General features: G+C 69.4%; 20 protein-coding genes. 13 read left to right on the top strand and 7 right to left on the bottom strand.

The window, feature by feature from the left end:
- Window positions 1-76 precede the first annotated feature (76 nt).
- Complete coding sequence (locus H4Q84_RS03750) at window positions 77-1,072, top strand: DUF3068 domain-containing protein (protein WP_248582069.1); 996 nt, start codon at window positions 77-79, stop codon at window positions 1,070-1,072.
- A gap of 66 nt (window positions 1,073-1,138) precedes the next feature.
- Here the strand turns inward: H4Q84_RS03750 and H4Q84_RS03745 are convergent, their stop codons facing one another.
- Window positions 1,139-1,954, bottom strand: coding sequence for a class I SAM-dependent methyltransferase (locus H4Q84_RS03745; protein ID WP_248582068.1), 816 nt, complete (start codon window positions 1,952-1,954; stop codon window positions 1,139-1,141).
- A gap of 99 nt (window positions 1,955-2,053) precedes the next feature.
- On the opposite strand from H4Q84_RS03745, the gene H4Q84_RS03740 reads away from it, so the two are divergent.
- The 5 genes from H4Q84_RS03740 to H4Q84_RS03720 all read left to right on the top strand — a co-directional run bounded on the left by H4Q84_RS03740 (window position 2,054) and on the right by H4Q84_RS03720 (window position 7,217).
- Window positions 2,054-2,941: a phosphotransferase gene (locus H4Q84_RS03740; protein ID WP_248582067.1), complete on the top strand. Its 888-nt coding sequence runs from the start codon at window positions 2,054-2,056 to the stop codon at window positions 2,939-2,941.
- Window positions 2,942-2,958: 17 nt separating this feature from the next.
- Complete coding sequence (locus H4Q84_RS03735; protein ID WP_248582066.1) at window positions 2,959-3,804, top strand: oxygenase MpaB family protein; 846 nt, start codon at window positions 2,959-2,961, stop codon at window positions 3,802-3,804.
- Window positions 3,805-3,981: 177 nt separating this feature from the next.
- Complete coding sequence (gene rpsA, locus H4Q84_RS03730; RefSeq protein WP_248582065.1) at window positions 3,982-5,475, top strand: 30S ribosomal protein S1; 1,494 nt, start codon at window positions 3,982-3,984, stop codon at window positions 5,473-5,475.
- A gap of 442 nt (window positions 5,476-5,917) precedes the next feature.
- A complete protein-coding gene (locus H4Q84_RS03725; RefSeq protein WP_248582064.1) occupies window positions 5,918-6,157 on the top strand; it encodes a hypothetical protein in 240 nt (79 codons plus the stop codon).
- A gap of 46 nt (window positions 6,158-6,203) precedes the next feature.
- A complete protein-coding gene (locus H4Q84_RS03720) occupies window positions 6,204-7,217 on the top strand; it encodes an HNH endonuclease signature motif containing protein (protein ID WP_248582063.1) in 1,014 nt (337 codons plus the stop codon).
- A 294-nt stretch (window positions 7,218-7,511) separates the two neighbouring features.
- Here H4Q84_RS03720 and H4Q84_RS03715 read toward each other — a convergent pair whose 3' ends face one another.
- A complete protein-coding gene (locus H4Q84_RS03715) occupies window positions 7,512-8,786 on the bottom strand; it encodes an AMP-binding protein (RefSeq protein WP_248582062.1) in 1,275 nt (424 codons plus the stop codon).
- Between the two features lie 44 nt (window positions 8,787-8,830).
- Between H4Q84_RS03715 and H4Q84_RS03710 the strand changes: the two genes are divergently transcribed.
- The 6 genes from H4Q84_RS03710 (at window position 8,831) to H4Q84_RS03685 (ending at window position 13,923) form a co-directional block, all read left to right on the top strand.
- Entirely contained in the window at window positions 8,831-9,730 is a 900-nt protein-coding gene (locus H4Q84_RS03710) for a sulfotransferase domain-containing protein (RefSeq protein WP_248582061.1), read from the top strand.
- A gap of 136 nt (window positions 9,731-9,866) precedes the next feature.
- Window positions 9,867-10,100 (top strand): hypothetical protein, encoded by a 234-nt coding sequence (locus H4Q84_RS03705; RefSeq protein ID WP_248582060.1) that lies wholly within the window; start codon window positions 9,867-9,869, stop codon window positions 10,098-10,100.
- Between the two features lie 46 nt (window positions 10,101-10,146).
- On the top strand, window positions 10,147-11,409 hold the full coding sequence (locus H4Q84_RS03700) for a Fic/DOC family N-terminal domain-containing protein (RefSeq protein WP_248582059.1): 1,263 nt from the start codon (window positions 10,147-10,149) through the stop codon (window positions 11,407-11,409).
- 107 nt (window positions 11,410-11,516) lie between these two features.
- Window positions 11,517-12,011, top strand: coding sequence for a hypothetical protein (locus H4Q84_RS03695; protein ID WP_248582058.1), 495 nt, complete (start codon window positions 11,517-11,519; stop codon window positions 12,009-12,011).
- Entirely contained in the window at window positions 12,011-12,613 is a 603-nt protein-coding gene (gene coaE, locus H4Q84_RS03690; protein ID WP_248583602.1) for a dephospho-CoA kinase, read from the top strand. Before H4Q84_RS03695 ends, coaE begins: the two co-directional genes overlap by 1 nt.
- Complete coding sequence (locus H4Q84_RS03685; protein ID WP_248582057.1) at window positions 12,604-13,923, top strand: glycoside hydrolase family 3 N-terminal domain-containing protein; 1,320 nt, start codon at window positions 12,604-12,606, stop codon at window positions 13,921-13,923. The genes coaE and H4Q84_RS03685 overlap by 10 nt, the downstream gene beginning before the upstream one ends.
- A 171-nt stretch (window positions 13,924-14,094) precedes the next feature.
- On the opposite strand, the gene H4Q84_RS03680 is transcribed toward H4Q84_RS03685, so the two are convergent.
- From H4Q84_RS03680 to H4Q84_RS03660, 5 genes are all read right to left on the bottom strand, one after another.
- Entirely contained in the window at window positions 14,095-15,273 is a 1,179-nt protein-coding gene (locus H4Q84_RS03680; protein WP_248582056.1) for a GDSL-type esterase/lipase family protein, read from the bottom strand.
- 152 nt (window positions 15,274-15,425) lie between these two features.
- Window positions 15,426-16,382, bottom strand: a complete 957-nt coding sequence (locus H4Q84_RS03675) for a sigma-70 family RNA polymerase sigma factor (RefSeq protein WP_248582055.1) — start codon at window positions 16,380-16,382, stop codon at window positions 15,426-15,428.
- Between the two features lie 194 nt (window positions 16,383-16,576).
- A complete protein-coding gene (locus H4Q84_RS03670; protein WP_248582054.1) occupies window positions 16,577-17,050 on the bottom strand; it encodes a hypothetical protein in 474 nt (157 codons plus the stop codon).
- A 10-nt stretch (window positions 17,051-17,060) separates the two neighbouring features.
- Entirely contained in the window at window positions 17,061-19,199 is a 2,139-nt protein-coding gene (locus H4Q84_RS03665; RefSeq protein ID WP_248582053.1) for a S9 family peptidase, read from the bottom strand.
- 10 nt (window positions 19,200-19,209) lie between these two features.
- A complete protein-coding gene (locus H4Q84_RS03660; RefSeq protein ID WP_248582052.1) occupies window positions 19,210-19,548 on the bottom strand; it encodes an ROK family protein in 339 nt (112 codons plus the stop codon).
- 7 nt (window positions 19,549-19,555) lie between these two features.
- On the opposite strand from H4Q84_RS03660, the gene H4Q84_RS03655 reads away from it, so the two are divergent.
- The gene (locus H4Q84_RS03655; protein WP_248582051.1) at window positions 19,556-20,239 is read left to right on the top strand and encodes a 5-oxoprolinase subunit PxpA; all 684 of its coding nucleotides are present in this window, start codon (window positions 19,556-19,558) and stop codon (window positions 20,237-20,239) included.
- The last annotated feature ends 245 nt before the right edge of the window (window positions 20,240-20,484 follow it).

Below are 20,484 nucleotides of genomic sequence, written 5' to 3'. Positions count from 1 at the left end.
TCGGCGCGCTAGGTGACTGGTGAGTAGCAACGCTGCTACGCTCCGCGCCGAGAGTCACTTCTGGGAGGAAAATCACGTGGGTAGAAAACTGGGCGCCGTGCTCATCGGCCTTGGGGTACTGGTGCTGGTCATGGCACTGATGATGAAGTTCTATGCCTACGACCGGCTGGCCGTCGCACCGATGAACCAGAAATCAGTGTCTTACTCCGAGGCCAAGGGCGCCACGATCTTCTCCATCGCTGAGCAACAAGAGGTGACCAAGGATCTACTGACCACCGTCAACGTGGTCGGCGACGTCGAGGCCAGCAAGTTGGCCAGTGACGACGCCGGCGAGCAGATCGACGTGTGGGAGAAGGTCACCTACACCGACGAGCCCAACTTCGACATCAACTCCGGCGAGCCGCCGCTGTCGGGCAGCCACCTGCGGATCGCGTTCGACGCCAACACCGGTGCGGCCGTCGACTGCTGCGAGACCTACGCGGCCGACGGCTCCGACCTGGAGTCCGGCGAAGAGAACCGCAACTTCGACGCGAACTTCGAGGGCCAGCTGGTGAAGTTCCCGTTCCACACCCAGAAGAAGGCCTACGACTACTTCGACAGCACCCTGAAAAAGGGCGTCTCGATGGACTACCAGGGCTCGGAGGCTCTCGAGGGTCTCGACACATACAAGTTCGAGGCGGTCATCCCGCCCACCGAGTACGCCACGCTCACGGCCCCCGCCAGCTTCTTCGACCTCGATGAGGAGGGCGACGTCGACCTCACCCGCGTCTACTCCAACACGCGGACGCTGTGGATCGAGCCCGAGACCGGCGTGATCATGAAGAGCCGTGAAGAGGTCGACACCTACGCGACCTACGAGGGCCAGCGGGTGGCGACTCTGACCCAGGCGCTCAGCGAGTTCCCCGAGAGCCAGATCAAGGCCAATGTCGAGGACTACAAGGCGAAGTCCGTGCTGCTCAAGGCGGTCCGCACCTGGTTCCCGTGGGCCGGCGGCATCGTCGGTCTGCTCGCCATGCTGGCTGGCGTGTTCCTGACGCTTGGCAGCCGCGAGAAGAAGCCTGCCCAGGCCTGACCAGACCGCTCCACACCAGCCGGCCCCGATCGTCCCCGGACGTTCGGGGCTGCTGCGTTGCGCGGCTCAGCGCAGGTCTGCCACGAAGATCGCGGTGCCAGGGGTGAGCAGGCCGCGCATCCGGGACCAGCCTCCCCAGACCCGGTCGTGCTCGACTGGCCATTCGGGCTCGAGCAGCCGCTGCAAGGCGAAGCCGCGCTCGGCCAGGAGGGCGACCCAGTCACCCAGCGTGCGGTGGTGCTCGACGTACGACACGACGCCGGAGGCATCGTCGACCTCGACGTACGGCGTCCGGTCCCAGTAGGACTGGCTCGCGATGAGCCCCGGCCGGCCGGGGTCGTCGGGAAACATCCAGCGCGTCGGGTGGGTGATCGAGAAGGCGTAGCGGCCCCCCGGGCGCAGCACGCGCGCCGTCTCGTCGAGGGCGACCCCGATCTCGCTGACGAACTGCAGCGCCCCGAACGAGCAGAACACCACGTCGAAGGAGTCGTCGGCGAAGGGGAGTGCGGTGGCGGTGCCGCGCACCGAGGGCACCGCGATGCCGGTCTCCTCGTCGAGCCGCTTGCTGTGCTGGAGCTGCCGGTGCGAGAGGTCGAGGCCCACGGCCCGGCCGCCCTGGCTGCGTACCCAGCGCGAGCACTGCCCGGCGCCGCTCCCAACCTCGAGTACGTCGCGGTCGCGGATCTCGCCGAGAGCACCCGCCTCGGACTCGGTGAAGCCCTCGGGACCCCACACGAAACCGACGTCGCCGAGGAAGCCGCCGTGGGTGGCCTGGTACTCGTCGGCGTAGCGGTCCCAGTCGGGGCCGTTGGCGCGGCGCGACTCCGTCTCGGTGACGGGGCGCCGTTCGACGCGCACGGACTGGGGGAGGTGGTCCTGCACGGGTCGAGGCTAGCCCTGCGCCTCTCAGCCTCGGTTTCGAGGCTCCTCGCTGCACTCGTCGCACCTCAACCAGCGGCGAGGCGTGGCAGCATCAGCCGGGTGAACGAAGACCTGTCGGAGCTGACCCCGCTGGCCGGAGGCTGGTCGGGGGAGACGTTCCTCGCGCAGGCGGCCGGAGAGCGCTCGGTGGTGCGCATCTACGCCCGGCCCGGCGACCGCGGCGAGCATGCCGCCGAGATCGATGCGGCGCTGCTGCGGCTGGTGCGCGGGCTGGTGCCGGTGGCCGACGTCCTCGAAGTACGCCGCGCCGTCCCGGAGGCCGACGTGCCGGCCATGCTCGTGACGGCGTTCGTCGAGGGGGAGCGCGGTGACGTCCTGCTCCCGACGCTGAACCAGGCAGGCCTGGCGACGCTCGGCCGCGACGTCGGCAGGTTGGTGGCGACGCTGGCCGGGATGCCGACGCTGGAGAGCGGCACGTTCCGAGACGGCACGCTGGCCGTCGAGCCCTTCACCCTCGACCTCTCCGAGTGGGTCGACCAGCACGCCGCGGCGTACGCGCACTGGACCGCCGACGAGCGGGCCGGGCTGGCGGAGGTGGCCGACACCGCGCAGGACCTCCTCGACACCGTCGGCCGCACCTGCCTAGTGCACAGTGACTTCAACTCGAAGAACCTCATCGTCGACCCGGAGACGCTGACCGTCACGGCGCTCCTCGACTGGGAGTTCGCGCACAGCGGCCACCCCTGCACCGACCTCGGCAACGTGCTGCGCTTCGAGCGGCACCCGGCCTGGGTCGAGGCAGTCGTCACGGCGTACGTCGACCGCCACGGCGGCGACCCGGCCGAGACAGTCGAGCTGGCGCACTCGGCCGACATGTGGGCACTGGTTGGGCTGGCCGCTCGCCGCGGTGCCAACCCGGTGGCCGACCGCGCGCACGACCTGCTGAGAGCCATCGCCGCCAGGAGGAACGTGCACGTCACCACCTGACGGGCACGATGGCTCCTATGAGCTACGTCGATGACCTGCGCGGGCGGATGGGACACGCACTCTTCCTCCGGGTGGCCGGACCCGACGGGCCGAAGCACCGTGAGCGGATCCATGAGACGCCCGGGCCCCGCTGGTTCGAGACCGGCAGCCCGATCACCCAGGTCCACTCCGACGCGTCGATGTTCGTCGGCGGCCTGCGCGCGGTGCTGCTCCAGACCCTGCACCCGGCAGCCATGCAGGCGGTGTCCGACCACTCCGGCTACCGCGGCGACATGTGGGGCCGGCTGGCCCGCACCAGCACCTTTTTGGCGACCACCACGTTCGGCGCCGCCGACGACGCCCAGCGCGCCGTCGACATCGTGGCCGCCATCCACCGTCGGGTCACGGGGGAGATGCCCGACGGATCGGCGTACACAGCGGCGGACCCGCATCTGCTGATGTGGGTGCACGTGGCCGAGGTGGAGAGCTTCCTGCTTGCGCACTCGACGTACGGGCGCAGGCCGCTCGACCAGGCCGGTCGCGACGAGTACGTCGCCCAGCAGGGCGAGGTCGCCCGTCGACTGGGAGTGCCGGAGCCGCCGGCCACCGAGGCCGAGCTGGCCGAGGTGATGCGGTCCTTCCGGCCCGAGCTGAAGGCGACGCCGGCGGCTCGCGAGGCCGTCGGCCACGTGCTCTGGAAGCCGCCGCTGCCCCTCGTCGCCCGGGCGCCGTACGCCGCACTCGCCACCGCCGCCGTCGGGCTCCTGCCCCGATGGACACGCCGTCCGCTGGGCCTGCCGCCGGCCCTGCCGGTCGCCGACCAGCTGGTCTCCCGCGCGCTCGGCACCGTCTCGACCGGGGCGATCCGCTGGGCGCTGCCCTGAGCGTGCGGCCTCGGTTGGACTCACCAGCGCGCCCGCGCGTAGACTCACGAGGCGCTTGAAGTCCGCCTGGGTCCCACAGGAGTGGACGCTCGCTCGCTATCTCAACTCCACGGTAGTGAAACGGGGCTTCCTGCGTGCCCGGACGACTTTCTGACCACCCAAGGAATCACTTCCCTTATGACGAGCACCATCTCGATTCTTCCCGATTACGACGCGCCTCAGATCGCGATCAACGACATCGGTTCCGAAGAGGACTTCCTCGCGGCAATTGACGCGACCATCAAGTACTTCAACGACGGCGACATCGTCGAGGGCACCATCGTCAAGGTCGACCGTGACGAGGTCCTCCTCGACATCGGTTACAAGACCGAAGGTGTCATCCCCTCCCGTGAGCTCTCGATCAAGCACGACGTCGACCCCTCAGAGGTCGTTTCCGTGGGCGACAAGGTCGAGGCCCTGGTTCTCCAGAAGGAGGACAAGGAAGGCCGGCTGATCCTGTCCAAGAAGCGCGCCCAGTACGAGCGCGCCTGGGGCACCATCGAGCAGGTCAAGGAAGAAGACGGCGTCGTCGAGGGCACCGTCATCGAGGTCGTCAAGGGCGGCCTCATCCTCGACATCGGCCTGCGCGGCTTCCTGCCCGCCTCGCTGGTGGAGATGCGTCGCGTCCGCGACCTGCAGCCGTACGTCGGCCAGGTCCTCGAGGCGAAGATCATCGAGCTCGACAAGAACCGCAACAACGTGGTCCTGTCGCGCCGTGCCTGGCTCGAGCAGACCCAGTCCGAGGTTCGCCACGGCTTCTTGACCCAGCTCCAGAAGGGTCAGATCCGCAAGGGTGTCGTCTCGTCGATCGTCAACTTCGGTGCCTTCGTGGACCTCGGTGGCGTCGACGGCCTGGTGCACGTCTCCGAGCTGTCCTGGAAGCACATCGACCACCCGTCCGAGGTCGTCACCGTCGGTGACGAGGTCACGGTCGAGGTTCTCGACGTCGACATGGACCGCGAGCGCGTCTCGCTGTCGCTCAAGGCCACCCAGGAAGACCCGTGGCAGCACTTCGCCCGGACCCACCAGATCGGCCAGATCGTCCCGGGCAAGGTCACCAAGCTGGTGCCGTTCGGCTCGTTCGTCCGTGTCGAAGAGGGCATCGAGGGCCTGGTGCACATCTCCGAGCTCGCCGAGCGTCACGTCGAGATCCCCGAGCAGGTCGTCCAGGTCAACGACGACGTCATGGTCAAGATCATCGACATCGACCTCGAGCGTCGCCGGATCTCGCTGTCGCTGAAGCAGGCCAACGAGACCGCTGCTGCCACCGAGGTCGAGGAGTTCGACCCCACGCTCTACGGCATGGCGGCGACGTACGACGACCAGGGCAACTACATCTACCCCGAGGGCTTCGACCCCGAGACCGGCGAGTGGCTCGACGGCTTCGACGACCAGCGTGCGGTCTGGGAAGAGCAGTACGCCAAGGCGCACACCCGCTGGGAGGCGCACGTCAAGCAGCAGGCCGAGGCCAAGGTGGCTGCGGTCGAGGCCAGCGAGGCGACGTCGTACAGCTCCGGTGGCGACGAGGCCACCACCGAGGATGGCGGCAGCACCGTCGAGACCAGCGGCTCGCTGGCCTCCGACGAGGCTCTGCAGGCCCTCCGCGAGAAGCTCACCGGCGGCTCGAACTGACCCGCTGAAAGCATCTGAACGGCCCACCAGCCTTGGCTGGTGGGCCGTTCGCCATTTCGGCGTGCCCAGACGACGGCGGCCGGTCACCGAGGCCGACGTAGGCGCCGCCGGACGGCGCGAGGTAGCTGCTGTCGCACAGCATGGGAGCACCACGAAGACCAGGCCGAGTACGCCGACCGGCAGGATTGTCGGCCCCAGTCGGGATCGACGAAACTGCGACGGGGCATGCGCTCTGGAAACTGGCTGAGGGGCCTTGACGCGTGACCTTGATATGCCTGGAATCGAACACAAGTTCGAGCCAACATGTCGACGCTGATGGGCTCGGCCCGGACCACCCGGTGGGTGGTTCGCCCCTCACAGGCGCGCTGTGTCGAGACACGTGAGATGCCCGGTGGCAGTCGCTGCCGGTCACGGTCTCTGACGCGCGATGGGGGTGGCTTCGATGACGCTGTGGCAGACGCCGACGCGACCACTGGTGTCCGGGCTGGCGGGTGTGCACGCGGCCCTCGATGAGCTAGCCGCGGTGCCGTTGCCGCCCCTGGGTGATGTCGAGGTCGCGGCGGCACTTGCTGACCTGTCCCGGCTGAATTCCCGGGTCCGGGAGCTCGAGCTCCGGGTGGCGGCCGAGGCCGACCGCCGGCGGCTGGGCGACGCCACCGGTGCCGCATCGACCGCGGTGTGATTTCGAGACGGTCGCTGCGCGACCTCCTCAATCCGGCGGGTGGGCGGTGGCCACCCGGCAGACCAGGGCTGGTGCTCGCCGGGCGATGGTGCTGGCCCACGCCCTGGACACTGACCGGCATGCCCCAGGCCGGGCGGCGCTGGCCGCCGGTGACGTGTTGGCCGACCAGGCGCAGGTGCTCGTCGACGCTATCGAGGCGCTGCCCGGCACCGTCGACCCTGTGGTGGTCGACCGGGCTCAGACCCGGTTGCTGGCCCTGGCCGCCGATCACGACGCGGCCGCGTTGCGGGTCCTGGGCCGGCGCATCCTCGACGTCGTCGCGCCCGAGGTCGCCGATGCCGAGGAGGCCCGCCAGCTTGAGGCCGAAGAGGCCCACGCCGACGCGACCACCCGGTTCACGATGACCGACGACGGCCAAGGGCGTTGCCACGGCCGGTTCACTTTGCCGTCGGCTGTCGGGCAGATGCTCCGCAAACAGCTCCTCGCCCTGGCCGCACCCAAGCACCGCGTCGCCCACGGCTTCGGCTCGTACGACGCGACCCACCCAGTGCCGACGGCGTTGCGGCTGGGGCTCGCGCTCGCCGAATGGGTCGAGACCTACCCCGACCGGCACCTGCCGACCAGCGGCGGGGTCTCGGCCACCGTGGTCGTCACGATGACCCTCGAGACCCTCCAGGGCGGACTGTCCGCGGCGACCCTGGACACCGGTGGCCGGGTGTCCGCCGGCGAAGCCCGACGGTTGGCGTGCGAGGCCGGAATAGTCCCGGCGGTGCTGGATGGCGAGTCCCGGGTACTCGACCTCGGCCGCACCCGCCGCCTGCACGACAAGTCCCAACGCCTCGCGATGGCCTTGCGCGATGGTGGTTGCACCGCCGACGGCTGCGACATGCCACCGGGCCTCTGCCACGCCCACCACGACGTCCCGTGGTCCCGCGGCGGGCCGACCACCCTCGACAACGGCCGCCTCCTGTGCCACCGACATCACCGGCTGGCCCACGACCAGCGCTACACCACCAGCCACACCCAGACCGGCAAGGTCGCCTTCCACCGACGAGAGTGAGGCTCGCGGAGCGTAGGGTCCACCCGCGAGCCGTGTGATCTTCATGTGCGGTCCCTCCGGGTCGGGAAAGTCGACGTACGCCAGGCGGCTGGAGATCGATGGCATGGTCCGACTCTCCTTCGACGCGGAGATGTGGCGTCGCGGGCTCTCGACCTTGCCGCTCCGACCGCGAAACGGTCCTGAACCGCCTCAGGGCCAAGCGCGGCAGCCATCGCGACGACTGCGTGCTGCCCGATCAGCTCGCAGCCGAGCACTTCGACCACTTCGAGCCGCCGACGGCTGGCGAGGGACCACTCAGGACGATTCGTTAGCACCGAGGTCGGTACGTCGCACCTTGCCGGTCGCCGTACGCGGCAGGTCGGAGAGGAAGGAGTAGTCCTTGGGTCGCTTGGGTGGCGCGAGTCGGGTGCGTGCGAAGGCGTCGAGCTCTTCGGCGGAGGCGGTGCCGACCACGGCGGCACACACGCGCTGCCCCCAACGGTCGTCGGGGACGCCGTACACGGCGATGTCGTCGATGCCGGGGTGCTCGCGCAACGCGTTCTCGACCTCGACGGGGTAGACGTTCACGCCGCCGGTGATGATGAGGTCCTCGCGGCGGCCGTCGAGCCATAGGTAGCCGTCGTCGTCGAGCCGCCCGAGGTCGCCCACGGTGAACGCCGGTCCGTCTGGGGTGTCGCGCCAGGCCGCAGCGGACTTGTCGGGTGCGCCGCGGTAGGTGAACCGCGCGTGCTCGGGTACGACGCACCAGATGTGGCCGTCGTCGTCGAGGAACAGCCGGCGGCCGGGCCGGGCGCGGCCGACGGTACCGGGACGCGCGAGCCACTCCTCGGACCGACAGGCGGTGAACTGGCCCTCCGTCGAGCCGTAGAACTCCCACGTGCTGCCGTCGGGGAAGAGCTCGACAAGTCGCCTCTTGATCGACGGCGGACAGGGCGCGCCGGCATGCGCGACCAGCCGGAACGACGAGAGGTCGGGCACGCCGACGTCGTCCCAGTGCGCGAAGAGCCGCTGCAGGTGCGCGGGCACGCAGAACATCGTGGTCGGACGTTCGGTGCCGATCACGTCGGTGACGCGCGCAGCGTCGAAGGCGCCCGGGACAACCAACCGGCCGCCGGCCAACAGGGTGCCCATCGCGAACCGCAGCGGCGCGGAGTGGTGGAGCGGGCTGATGACGAGGTTGACGTCGGTGGCGGTGAAACCCCACAGCTCGCACTCCTCGGCCAGCAGCGCCTCGGCCCCGGCCACGGCGAGCGTGCCGGAGTCGACGGGCTTGGGTCGTCCGGTGGTGCCGCTGGTGACGTGCATCGGCCGGCCCAGCGGCAGTCCGAGCCGGAAGCGTTCGGGGGTGTGCTCGACCATGGAGGCGAGCAGGTCGGGGGAGTCGACGACCAGTCGCGGGTCGACGTCCTCGACGATTCCGGCCAGCTCGGGCTCGGTCAGCCGGGTATCGAGCGGCACCGGGAAGATGCCGGCGGCGAGCAGGCTGATCACCAGGTCGACGTACGCCGCGGAGCCGGGCTGCAGCAGCAGCACCCGGTCGCCGGGGCGCATGTCCACGTGCTCACTCACGACGAGGATCCTGTCACGCGGGCTGCGTGCTAGCGTCCCGGCGCATGCCCGTCGCCTCGTCATCCAGCACAGGCGAACCGCCGCTGGGCTGGCAGCCGTACACGTTCTCGATCGTCGGCGTACAGAAGGCCGGCACGTCCACGCTGTCGTCGCTGCTCGACGCTCACGTCAACATCGCGCGGGCGCCCCGCAAGGAGCTGCGGTACTTCGACGACGACGCGGTCGACTGGGACCACACCGACCACGCGTCGTACGCCGTGGCTCGTCGGCGCAGGGCGCACCGGCACATGGGGGACGCGAGTCCGCGCTACCTGGTGTGGCCGCATGCGCTTGAGCGGATGCATGCCTACAACCCGGAGATGCGGCTGATCGCGCTGTTCCGCGACCCGATCGACCGGGTGTTCTCGCACTGGGTGATGACGCGTTCACGCGAAGGAGAGGCCGGGCCCGACTGGCCGGAGTTCATGGCCTGGCGGCCCCAGGAGTTCCCGGCCGAGATCCCGGGCGAGCTGGGCGGGCCTGAGGCCCGCAAGCGGTTCCGGCTGGCGAATGGTGTGGTGCGCGGCTACTACGGGAGCCAGCTTCGGCGCGGATTCGAGGTCTTCGACCGTGAGCAGTGGCTGCTGATGGACTTCGCGTCTTTCCTGGCCGACCACGAGCGGCACCTCGACGCGGCGACCGACCACCTCGGCGTACGGCGCTTCACCGAGCACCCGCCGCTCAAGCATCTGATGGCCGGCACCGAGGCGGTGACCGGCACGGCTCCTACCGGCGACGACCTGATGGTGCTCGCGTCATCGTTGCGGGGGGAGATCGAGGAGCACGCCCGGCTCTCCGGGCTCGACGTCGGCCACTGGACGACGACGCGCCTGCTCGGCGGGACGATCGATCCCGACGAACAGGCGCGGAAGTACGCCGCCAAGGCCGGCCTCACGCAGCGCTGACGAGGTCTCCGGTGGTGAGCCCGCCGCGGATGCGCTGGCCGTACGTCCCGGCGTCGAGCAGCAGCTTCTCGTGGGATCTCGGAACCCGCCCGATTCGAGACCTCATCGAGCTCGAGGCACCGGGGCAAGCCACTCGATGCAGAACATCAGCCAGTCAGACATCCTGAACCTCCCTATGGAGCTCCCGACCGTCGAGGCGCAGCGCCTGGCATTGGCCGGTATCCGGGATCAGACGGGATCGATAGACGACCTCATCGAAGAGAGTCGAGCGCTGGTGACACTCCTCAAGGAGCGCCGTTCCGCCCTCATCACGACCGCCGTGACGGGGCACAATCGATGTGCGGCTCTCAGACTGACCGCGCCAGGTTGAGGCTGAGAAGCGCCGGTGCTGTCTGGCACGGTGACACCGGGCGGGAATGATCGTTCCCGAGAAGTGTCACCGAGCAAATCTCTGTGAATTGGCATTAGGCTGCAAAAGTGGACGTGACAATGTTCGACAACAACTCGACCGGCACCCTGTCGAGATTTCTGGCCACGACCCGCGGAAGGGGCCTTGGACACACCGGGCGTTCCGACCGGCGCCTCTGCCACGCCAGTCACCCCTGCTCCAGGGGTCGACGTACCTCGCGATAGCCGATTCCCGCGCGGCCCTGGCCGCGCTGGACAGCACTGCCCGGCGGCTGCCCAACCCGACACTGCTACGCCGGCCCACGCTGCGTAGAGAGGCGCAGGCCACCTCGGCGCTCGAGGGCACGTACGCTCCCCTGAGCGACGTCCTGACCGCCGACGAGGAGAGGCCGGGAAGCGCGGACCTGCGCGAGATCCTCAACTATGTCCAGATGGCGAATCACGCATTCGGCTGGATCGGCGACGGTCGCCCGCTCTCCCTGGGCATGCTCGAAGATCTACAGCGGCTCCTCGTCACGGGCACCTCATCCGACGGACCTTCGTCGGGACAGGTCCGCGACATCCAGGTCGCGATCGGTCGGCGCGCAGACGCTGCTCTCGGTGAGCTCCCTATCCGCGCTGCGAGGTTCGTCCCACCTCCGCCGGGCGACGACCTGGTGGGTGACCTGCGTGAGCTCCTCGACTGGATGAGGGCAGACCACACCGGAGAGTTCGATCCGGTGGTCGCGTGCGCGATGGCCCACTATCAGTTCGAGACGTTGCACCCGTTCAACGACGGCAATGGTCGCATCGGTCGACTGCTGGTTATCCTCCACCTGCACGCCATGGGACTCTTGGAAGAACCGACCCTGACCATCTCGCCGTGGTTCGAAGCGCGGAGGACGGACTACTACGAGCGATTGCTCGGCGTCAGTGTCAGCGGCGACTGGGACAGCTACGTCGAGTACTTCGCCACCGGCCTGCGTGAATCCGCGGAGCTGACACACCGGCAGATGCTAGCTCTGGTGCGTGTGCAAGCAGATCTGAAAGAAGTTGTCCGCGGTTCCTCCTTGCGCGCCGACAGTGCGCTTCTGCTGGTCGACTTCTCGGTGGCCAACCCCTCCTTCTCGGTGAAGGCTGCCGCTCGCGGTCTCGGCGTGTCGGTCGGGCGGGCCAACGCACTGGTGGCCACGTTCATCGAACTCGGGCTCCTGGAGCCGTGGGACGCGGCCACCTACAACAGGCGTTTCTACGCGCCGCGCGTCATGGACGTGCTGCTCGACCGGGGTTGAGTCTGCGGGAGTTGATACAGCTGAGGTGAAGCCAATGGATCTGGTCAACTCCTCCGAGCATCACCACTCGGGCATCATGGGCCGAATGAGCTACTCCGGGGGCACTAATGGCTGACTACCACGAGGCCACGTTCGAGCTAGAGCTCTGTGAGCACCTGGCCGCGCACGGCTGGCTCTACAGCGAAAACGATGCTGAGTACGACCGCGAGCGAGCGCTCTTTCCCGAGGACGTGTTCGGATGGCTCGAGGACACCCAGCCAGACGAGCTCGAGAAGGTCGCCGGCAGGGCGCAGGTGCTCGACCGGATCGTACGGGTCCTCGACGGACCCTTGGAGTCGACCGGCGGCACACTCAACCTCCTGCGACGTGGCTTCCAGACCGGTGCCGCCAGCTTCGCCAAGGTGCAGCAGCGACCCGAGACGACGCACAACCCGGACACGACGAAGCGTTACGAGGCCAACCGCGTGCGCGTGATGCGGCAGGTGCACTATTCGTTGCACAACCAGAAGTGTCTCGCCGGGGAAAGGAAGCGGGTCGACTACTTCCACAGCCTGATCTCATTGCTCTACCTCGAGGCCGCACGAGCGGGAGACGCAGGATGATGCGGGTCGGACTCACCGGAGGCGTGGCCTCCGGCAAGAGCACCGTGTCAGCGATGCTGGCGAGCCTTGGTGCGGTCGTGGTCGACGCCGACGTGCTGGCACGCGAGGTCGTGGCGCCGGGCACCAGCGGGTTGGCCGAGATCGTGGAGGCCTTCGGGCCGGAGGTGCTGGGCGACGACGGAGGTCTCGACCGGCCGAGTCTGGGGGCGCTGGTGTTCGCCGACGAGCAGAAGCGACGCACGCTCGAGGCGATCATCCATCCGCGGGTGCGCGCACGAGGCGCCGAGCTCGAGGGGGCGGCCGGACCCGACGCGATCGTCGTGCACGACATCCCGCTCCTGGTCGAGACGGGGCAGGCCGGGTCGTTCGACGCGGTGATCGTGGTCGATGTGCCAACCGAGGTGCAGAGCGACCGGATGGTGCGCATACGCGGCATGTCCGAGGCCGACGCGCAGGCTCGCCTCGACGCCCAGGCGAGTCGTGAGGAGCGCCTCGATGTCGCGACGTACGTCGTGGAGAACACCGGCTCAGTCGACGACCTGAGGGACCGCGTGATTGAGGTCTTCGAGGACCTGCGAGGTAGCGTCCCGGCGTGCGACTGACAGCCCGACGACTTCGCGTAGCCGCCTGCGGCCTGGCAGCCGCGGCGGCGCTGGCCGCGTGCTCGATGTCGTCACCGGAAGGCGCATCGGCGCCCTCCGAGGACGCTCCCTCCGTCTCGCCGAAGTCATCCGAGTCGGCACCCGACGAGCCTGCCCCCGACGAGCCCACGCTGTGGGGGCCGACCGAGGCCGAGATCGCCGAGGCGCACGAGCTCGTGGCTGACTGGTCGCCCGAGCAGCTGGCCGGACAGGTCATCGTCGGGCGCTACTTCAGCACCGACCCGCAGGAGGCGGCCTCGCTGGTGAGCGACCTGCACCTGGCCGGCATGTGCGTCACGTCAGCCAACGTCACCGACGAGGCCCAGGTGCTGGAGACCACGCAGGCGATCAGCGACGCGGTGGCTGCCGACGGACGCGAGTTCCCCGCGGTCGTCGGAGTCGACGAGGAGGGTGGGTCGGTGGCCCACCTGCGCGGCATCGCCACGACGTTCCCGGCCTTCCAGGTCGCGGGCGCCGCGGTCGAGCGCGACCGGGCCGACGGCGGTCGCGCCGGACGCAAGGCCGTGCTGGGCGCCGCGCGTGCCTCCGGCCTCGAACTGCGCCAGCTCGGCTTCACCTGGGTGTTCGCCCCCGTCGCCGACGTCACCATCGGTGAGGCGGATCCGACCATCGGTACCCGCTCGGCCGGCATCGACCCGCGCACCGCCGCGACGGCGACCGCGGCCGCCGTGCGCGGGTACGACGACGCCGGCATCGTCTCGACCGCCAAGCACTTCCCGGGCCACGGCTCGGCCACCGCCGACAGCCATCTGGTCATGCCGCGCCTCACCAAGTCGCTCGACGAGCTGCGCGCCCACGACCTGCTGCCGTTCAAGACCGCGATCAGGGCCGGCGCCCCGTCGATCATGCTCAGCCACCTCGACGTCGAGGCGCTCGCGCCGGGTGTGCCGGCGAGCATGGCGCCAGAGATGTACGACTTCCTGCGCGACGACATGGGCTTCGACGGGGTCGCGATCACCGACTCGATGGGCATGGGCGCGGTCGCGACTCGCGAGCTGCCTGGCGTCACCGCCCTCCGGGCCGGCGCCGACCTGCTGCTGATGCCGTCCGACACGGCCGGCACGCATGCCACGGTCACGAAGGCGATCATCGAGGGGACCATCTCCCGCGAGCGCATCGAGGATGCCGCGGCCACCGTGGTCGCCGTACAGCTCTGGCAGGAGCGGAAGGCCGCCGAGGAGCCGGTGCCGGACGACGCCACGTCGCAGGCCGAAGAGGCGTCGGCGGCCTTGAGTGACGTTGCCTACTGAGTAGTGTTCCGGTGATGGCCGACAACGTGCTGTGGATCAGGTGACGGTGTATGATCGGCACGTTTCTCGGCTCGACGGGCTGGACGACCCCAAGTACAGGTCCCACCGGGCGACCGTGGAATCCCCAAGTTGGGGACGCTCACCGGTGCGTACGACGAGCGGAACAGATGGCTACGAGCCGGGCGACGGTGACGTATGAGACCACGGGCCGCCGAGCGCCAGGGCGGCGAAGCGCTCGCCGATGCGGGTGTGCGTGGCGGCGTCCGGGTGCAGCTGGTCGGGCAGGGGAAGCTCTGTGAAGTCCGCTTCTCCGTAGAGGTCCCGGCCGTCGAGGTGGTGCAGGTTCGGGTCGTCGGCTGCCCGCTGCTTCACGATGCGGGCCAGCTCGTCACGGATCACATTGAGGGTCAGCTTCCCAGCCGCGCGCTCCACAGGGTCACCCGTGGCCACGAACCGGACCTTCCCCTCGCTGAGGCTGCTGAAGTCCGGGGCGAGGGGACCGGGCGTGTCCTCGTGGATGGGGCACAGGATCGGGGAGACGACGAGCAGGGGGGTGGTGGGATGCCCGTCGCGGATGGTGTCGAGGAAGCCGTGCACCGCGGCGGTGAACGCCCGAAGGCGCATCACGTCGGTGTTGACCAGGTTGATGCCGATCTTGACGCTGATCAGGTCGGCGGCGGTGTCCCGCATCGTGCGAGCGATGAACGGGTCGAGCAGCGCGCTGCCTCCGAAGCCCAGATTGACCAGCTCCACGCCGCCGAGGGACGCGGCGTACGCCGGCCAGGTCGCCGTCGGGCTGGCAGCGTCGGAGCCCTGGCTGATCGAGCTGCCGTGGTGCACCCACACCACCCGGCCGGTGGCGGGCGCGGCCTCGACGGGACAATCCGTGCGCAGCGCGACCAGCTGGGTGATCTCGTTGTGGGGCAGCCAGATCTCGAGGTCCTTCACCCGGTCGGGCAGGTCGCGGAAGCGGACGGTGCCGACCGGCCCCGGCCGCATCTCCACGGACCCGGTCGTCATGTCCACCATCAGCACGTTTCCGTCGGTCACGCTTGCCTGCGCCGACAGCCGGCCGTCGACTCGCAGGTCGTAGACGCCGTCCGGGCGGGGCGGGGCACCCTGATAGGCCATCTTGGTGCGCAGCGTGTCCAGCTCGACGACCGTGGCTCGGGTGCGCAGCACCAGTCGCACCCCGGACGGCTGTGACTCCGCCATCGCCAGCTGCCCGTCGGCGCACTGGGCCCGCGCCCAGGCCGGCAGCCGGTGCGGCAGCAGTCCGTGCTCGGTGCGCTCCAGGTCGAGGGCGCCGCGCAGGAGGTCGGCGCCGATGGCGGTGGTGATCAGCGTCATGGGCCAAGCCTCTCAAGCCGGCGGCAGATCATGCACATGGGTTTCAGGCCAGCGCGGCAGCAGCCGGCGCGAACAAATGCTGTGCCCGCTCATGACGATCGGCAGGCACCCGGAGGGTCCCCGCCGATCGGCTGGTGGTGCTGTGTCTCGCGTCAGGCGGCGAGGTCGGGGTCGCCCAGGCGACGCAGCTTCTGCAGCGCCTCCCGCTCGAGCTGGCGCACCCGCTCGGCGGAAATGCCGTGCTGGGCGCCGATGTCGGCGAGCTTGTGCTGGCGTCCGTCGACCAGGCCGTATCGGGCCCGGATGATGTCGGCCGCCCGCGCGTCGAGCTGTCCGACCAGAGAGTTGAGCCGCTCGCGTGCCTCCACGTCGAGGACCGTGAGGTCAGGCCCCGGAGAGGTCTCCTGAGCCATCAGGTCGCCCAGCGACGTGTCGCCGTCCTCATCGAGGGGAGTGTCGAGCGAGACGTGCTCGCGGCCCCAGGCCATCAGGTCGAGCACCCGGTCGACGTCCATGTCGAGCTCGGCAGCGATCTCGGTCGGATCGGGGTCGCGGCCCAGCTGGCGCTCAAGGGTACGGCGCGCGCCACCGACCTGGTTGAGCTCCTCGACGACATGCACCGGCAGGCGTACGACGCGGGCCTGCTGGGCGATGCCCCGGGTGATGGCCTGGCGCACCCACCACGTGGCGTAGGTCGAGAACTTGTAGCCCTTGGTGTAGTCGAATTTCTCGACCGCGCGGATCAGGCCGGTGTTGCCCTCCTGGATCAGGTCGAGCATCGGCATCTGGGCCCGGCCGTACTTGCGGGCGATCGACACGACCAGCCGCAGGTTGGCGCTGATGAAGGTGTCGACGGCCTTGCGGCCCTCCTCGGCCAGCCACTCGAGCTCTTCCTGGCGGGCCTGCATCGGGGCGCCGCCCTTGCGGCGACCGACCCGGCCCTGTTCGAGCAGCTTCTCGGCCAGCAGGCCGGCCTCGATGGTCTTGGAGAGCTCGACCTCCGTCTCGGCGTCGAGCAGGGGAGTGCGGGCGATCTCGTCGAGGTAGAGGCCGACGCTGTCGCGTCCCTCGATCTCACGTACGAACTTCTTTGCGGTTGCAATAGCCATGGTGTCGCCTCCTCGTCCCGGTGAGCGTCAGAGTGCGACTGCCCACGCCTACTTCAACGGCCCGGTACCCCGTCAGATTCCCGATCATCAGTGCGCTGGGTTTGCGTGCCTTCACCTCCAATGACGCACGAGGAGGCGCAGGAGTTGCCGAGCGGTGGAACTCTCAGGGACTTCTCAGGGGTGGAGGGCTACCCTCAGGAACCCTGCACGATCGTGGCGCCCGCGGCGCCGAGCATCCACAGGAGCTGATCGGCGTAGCGCCGCTCCCGCAGGTCCTTGAAGTCGTTCTCCATCCACTGGTTGATGTGCTCGCGGCTGACCGTGATGTTGAGCCGGCCCCAGCCCGGAGCCTCGACCCAGACCTCCTGGCGCTCCAGCATGCTGTTCTTGCCGGCCAGCAGGGTCGGGACGGGCACGCTCCAGGCCGGCTCGCCGGGGACGTCCGGCTGGAACGCGAGGTGACCGCTGGCGACGCTGATGGTGCCGAGGCCGCCGCGGACGAACATCGTCGACGACGAGACCTGCGCGTGCCACTGGTCGGCCGCAGGCAGTACGACGTCGGCCGGCGCTGCGTTCACGCGGCGCGTGCGGAGCCAAACGAACACCAGGAGAGCGGCGCCCAGCAGCGGGATCAGCCCGACGGCGTACGAGAAGAGGTCGAAGATCACCCGCGTCACGCTAGCGGTCGGCGAGGCCCATCCGGTCGAGCACCCAGGCGAGCGAGAAGGCCCGATCGTGCCACGACTTGTAGCGCCCGGAGACGCCGCCGTGCCCGGCGCTCATCTCGGTCTTGAGCAGGAAGTCGCGGCGTCCGGTGGCGGTGGCGCGCAGCCGGGCGATCCACTTGGCCGGCTCGACATAGAGCACCCGGGTGTCGTGCAGGGAGGTCTCGGCGAGGATTGGCGGGTAGTCGAGCGCCGCCACGTTGTCGTACGGCGAGTAGCTGGCCATGTTGTCGTAGACGTCGGCGTCGCCCTCGGGATTGCCCCACTCGTCGTACTCCGGGACGGTCAGCGGCAGCGTGGAGTCGAGCATGCTCGTCAGCGCGTCCACGAACGGCACCTGGGTGAGGATGCCGCCGAACATCTCGGGCGCCTGGTTGACGATCGCGCCCATCAGCAGCCCGCCGGCGCTGCCACCTTCTGCGACCAGTCGCTCGGGGGTGGTCCAGCCGGTGTCGACGAGGTGGTGCGCGCACGCGATGAAGTCGGAGAACGTGTTGCGCTTGTGCAGCATCTTGCCGTCGTCGTACCACCGGCGGCCGAGCTCGCCGCCGCCGCGTACGTGCGCGATGGCGAACGCCGCGCCCCGGTCGAGCATCGAGAGCCGGGCGATGGAGAAATAGGGGTCGACCGACATCTCGTAGGCGCCGTAGCCGTAGAGCAGCAGCGGCACCGGACCGCCGCCGGACCGGACGTCGCGGCGGCAGACGACCGAGATCGGCACGCGCTCGCTGTCGTCGGCGATGGCCCAGAGCCGGTGCTCCTCGTAGTCGGCCGGGTCGTAGCCGCCGAGCACGGGAGTACGACGCAGCAACGTGAGCTCGCGGGTGCGGATGTCGTAGTCGTGGATCGAGGCAGGCGTGGCCATCGTGGTGTAGCCGAGGCGCACGGTCGGCTGCTCGAACGACGGGTTGCCGCCCGAGCCGATCGTGTAGACCTCGTCGTCGAACTCGACCAGGTAGTCGTCGGCCACGCCGCTGTCGTCGAGCGGGAGGATGCGCAGCTGGGTCAGACCGTCGCTGCGCTGGTGCACGACGAGGTGGGTGGCGAAGGCGTCGACGTCCTCGAGCCGCACGCTCGGGTCGTGCTTGATGAGAGGCACCCACTCGTCGACCGCGGTCGGCTCGGCCGGCGTGATGGCCAGCTCGAAGTCAGGCCCGGCGTCGTTGTGGAGCACCAGGAACCGGTCCTCGCCGCCGATGACCGCTGCCTCGAGGCCGTACTCCAGCCCGTCGCGGCGGGCCGCGAACAGCCGGAACTCGCCCTCGGGGTCGACCAGGTCGAGAACGTGCCACTCGGCAGTGGTCTTGGAGCTGCTGGCCAGCATGATGAAACGGTCGTTGCGGGTGCGGCCCACGCCGACGGAGAACCGCGCGTCGGCCTCGTGGAAGACGATCTCGTCGTCGGCCTGGGGGGTGCCGAGCCGGTGGCGCCAGACCTTGTCGGAGCGCCAGGAGTCGTCGACGGTGGAGTAGTAGACGCTGCGGTTGTCGGGTGACCAGGTCACCCCGCCGAGCACACCGGTGATCTCGTCGTCGAGCAGCTCGCCGGTCGCGATCACCTTGAAGCGCACGGTGTAGCGCTCGTCGCCGGTGGTGTCGGTCGACCAGGCCAGCATCGTGTCGTCGAGGCTGAGCGAGGAGCCACCGAGCGAGAAGAACTCGTGTCCCTCGGCCAGCTCGTTGAGGTCGAGCAGCACCTCCTCGCCGGGCAGCGCCGGCTCGTCGGGTGCGGCGTCCTGTGCGGGCTGCGGGGGAGTCCAGTCGGCCTCGTCCGCCACGGCGACGCGGCAGCTCGCGCCGTACTCCTTGCCCTCGAAGGACCGGGAGTAGATCCACCAGCCGCGGTTGCGGCTCGGCACCGACAGGTCGGTCTCGCGCGTGCGTGCCTTGATCTCGTCGAAGATCGACTGGCGCAGGTCGGCCAGGTGGTCCGTGCGCTCGGTCGTGTAGGCGTTCTCCGCCTCGAGGTACGACGTCACGTCCGGGTCTTCCTTGGCGCGCAGCCAGTCGTAGGCGTCGGTGCGCTCGCGACCGTGGAACTCGGACGTGACGGGGCGGCGTTCGGCGACAGGTGGAGTGAGCGGGGGCTGCATGCCCGGAACGTTAGCCCGACGCTGCGAGGGTCTCCGACGCCGCCTCGATGGACGCAGGCGACAGTGTGTGCTCGACGGCCATGGCGACCGCGCCGAGCACGCCCGCCTCGGTGCCCGCGCGCGACGGGATGATGCGCAGGTGCTCGGTGGCCAGTGGCAGGGAGCGGGTGTAGACGACCTCGCGGATGCCGGCCAGCAGGTGCTCACCGGCGAGAGCGAGTTGACCGCCGATGACGACCACCGAGGGGTTGACGAGGTTGACCATCGTCGCGACGACGTCGCCCAGGTCACGGCCGGCCCGCCACCCACGGCGGCCTTCGACGCGGCGTTCTCGCAGGAGAGGTGACACTGGCTTCGTGACGCTGGACCTGAACGCCGACCTCGGCGAGGAGATCACCGACGACGCCGGGCTGTTGGCGGTGGTGACGAGCGCCAACGTGGCGTGCGGCTACCACGCCGGCTCCGCGACGATCATGCGCGACGTGTGTGCCGAGGCGGCTCGCCTCGGGGTCTCGGTGGGTGCCCAGGTGTCCTACGACGACCGGGAGCACTTCGGCCGGGTCGCGCTCGACGTGCCGGCCGAGGTGCTGCGCGAGCAGGTGGCCGACCAGGTCGGCACGCTGACCGCGATCGCCACCGCCGCGGGCACGAGCGTGCGGTACGTCAAGCCGCACGGTGCGCTCTACCACCGGGTGGCCTACGACGAGTTGCAGGCGGGTGCCGTGCTGGGTGGCTCGGGAGACCTGCCGGTCCTCGGCCTGCCGGGCGCGCGGATCCTGCAGCTGGCCGCCGACGCCGGACGTCGGGTGTGGCGCGAAGGGTTCCCCGATCGTGGCTACACCGACGACGGGCGGCTGCTGCCGCGCGACCGGCCCGGCGCCGTACTCGAGGACGAGGAGGCGGTGGTCGCTGCCGCACTCGACCTCGCGAGCCGCGTCGACTCGCTGTGCGTGCACGGCGACCACCCCGGTGCAGTCGCTCGGGCACTGGCCGTACGACGTGCCCTCGAAGCCGCCGGGCATGAGCTCGCCGGTCTCTGATTTCATCCACAGGCGGCACGCAATCTGTGGAGGAAAGTGCCTGGCCTGTGGAGGACCTGTGGAGGACACGCCGGGCCAGGTAAAAGTCGGCAGAAAGTTGGCGAAGCCCCTTGTGCGATGGGGGTTCCGCAGCATAGAACTCTTCCTACCAAGTCCGTTCGCGGAGTTGGGGATCGGACAGGAAAGATGGTCCAGACGGCGACTTCGGTCGCCGCGCAACCCCGGTGGCGGGGGTGGCGGGACCG

Source organism: Nocardioides sp. InS609-2 (assembly GCF_023208195.1).
Taxonomy (GTDB): domain Bacteria; phylum Actinomycetota; class Actinomycetes; order Propionibacteriales; family Nocardioidaceae; genus Nocardioides.
This window is presented reverse-complemented; position numbering and strand designations above follow the sequence as displayed.